The 420-nt window shown below is 47.1% G+C and carries 1 protein-coding gene; it reads left to right on the top strand.

Going from position 1 to position 420, the window contains the following annotated elements:
* Positions 1-49: 49 nt before the first annotated feature.
* The coding region (locus ACO0K2_RS19710; RefSeq protein WP_423021765.1) for an ExbD/TolR family protein at positions 50-420 on the top strand (371 nt) is incomplete at its 3' end.

Raw genomic sequence — 420 nt, 5'->3', positions numbered from 1 at the left:
CCGAGAGAAAGTGGTGTTGAACGTTAAAGCAATCTGAAAGAGATACATTATGGGAATGGCAATCGGCAACGATGGTGATGGCGAAGACGAAGTCAACAGCACCATCAACACCACCCCGTTGGTAGACGTGATGCTGGTTTTATTGATCATCTTCTTGATTACCGCACCGGTAATTACAGATACAGTGAAACTGAAGCTGCCTGCAGAAACCAACCAGATATTTAAGACCAAGCCTGAAAACATCACCATCTCGATTAGTAAAGATGGCGATATTTACTGGAACGGTAGCATGCGTCCGCTGCCAGGCGGGACAGAAGATCTGTTTGAGAAGCTCAAAGTAGAAGCCGTGAAGGTACCGCAACCGGAAGTCAACATCCGCGGTGACCAAAACGTCCGCTACGAGTTCGTTGGTAAAACGAT

This window comes from Undibacterium sp. MH2W, from assembly GCF_049340215.1.
Lineage (GTDB): Bacteria > Pseudomonadota > Gammaproteobacteria > Burkholderiales > Burkholderiaceae_D > Undibacterium.
This window is presented reverse-complemented; position numbering and strand designations above follow the sequence as displayed.